Genomic DNA, 1,319 nt, shown 5'->3' on the forward strand with positions numbered 1-1,319 from the left:
ATTATTTGTACCGCAGCCCCCTCGAACAAAACCGCTTTTAAAGAAATTTTAACATTCACAAAATTTACATACAATCTTTTTTAGAGACTTTTAAAAGACTTCCTTTACCTATTCTAACAAAAAGTATCTTTAGTTAAAAGCTTCGGTTTTTTACCTTTTTCGCCCCATTCTGTATCTTTGCAAATCGTTAGCTCTATACCATTTTCATCACTATATGCAAGGCTTTCAGTTGATATGCCCTTTTATAGCTTCTTGATAGTTACTTCGTTTTTTTCGCGTATTTTTACATAGGTAGAGGCTTTTTTTATAACTAACTCCTAGCTTTTTTAACCTTCCGTATACAGAAACAAATAATTGCGTTAACTAGCTTTGCTGTCTCAGCTCATTTCTTATCTCTATTGGCTTGAACTTAAATCCTTAGCTTCTCTGGGGCTATTTTACCCTTACTCCCTAACCGTGGGGTAGACCTAATTATCCCTTCTTTTTGTGTCTTACCCCCCGCCTACTTACTCTGCTTTTACTAACTTTAAATACTTTGGATGTCGTTTTTTGATCGTTACCAACTTTAATATATCTTATTACTCGCTCCTTTAGATCGAAGCAATTTTGTTTCTTTGTCATTTTCTATTAAAGATATCACCACTCTGTCCCATTTTTCAAGCTAAATTACTATAATACAATCAATACATGGAATTACTCATCATTAAAAGGTTGTTTAGGGAGGTATTGCAGTTTATACTCATGCTGAATGAAATTGTTTAAAAGTTTAATTTTATGTGTTAATAATTTTTATTATGCAAAGATTTCTGAAAGAAGAAGATCGTGTTGCGTTAAGAACGCAGCAGATAGGATTACGGCAGTTTTGTTATCAGGGTGGAGCTCATCAAATTGCTTGGGCTCTTCTGATTGCGATCGTAGAAGAGTATAAGGAAGATCAAAAGTCAATAGTGTCAAGCGGGGGATCTGTAAGCACGCTGAATATTTCACAAACAGCGAAACTTATCGCACATTTGGAAAGCCATAACGTATATGAAAGCAAGCGATATTTGCGGCTCGTGTTCTTGAACTCTATGGCTGCGATTCAAGGCAAGACGTTGCACGCCCATAATTTTTCATTTAAAAAGGCAGCAGCACGTCCCGTAAATACAGCCAAGCAGGAAGCCTTTATTCAACGGTGATGACCACACCGCCAGAGGATGCCCCCTTCCTGTTTGGTGATGACATGCCCCCCAGCATGGCAACGAAAATCACCTGTCAGGCACCCCCATTTCCACGACGGCCTACACGCATGAACCTGATGGGAGCCTTAGATTTGACGG

General features: G+C 38.2%; 1 protein-coding gene. It reads left to right on the plus strand.

Annotated elements, in window-relative coordinates:
• Positions 1 to 794 precede the first annotated feature (794 nt).
• On the plus strand, positions 795 to 1,178 hold the full coding sequence (locus HE1_RS00010) for a hypothetical protein (protein WP_035543069.1): 384 nt from the start codon (positions 795 to 797) through the stop codon (positions 1,176 to 1,178).
• Positions 1,179 to 1,319 lie beyond the last annotated feature (141 nt).

Origin of the sequence: Holospora elegans E1, assembly GCF_000648275.1 — a bacterium.
Taxonomy (GTDB): Bacteria; Pseudomonadota; Alphaproteobacteria; order Holosporales; family Holosporaceae; genus Holospora; species Holospora undulata_A.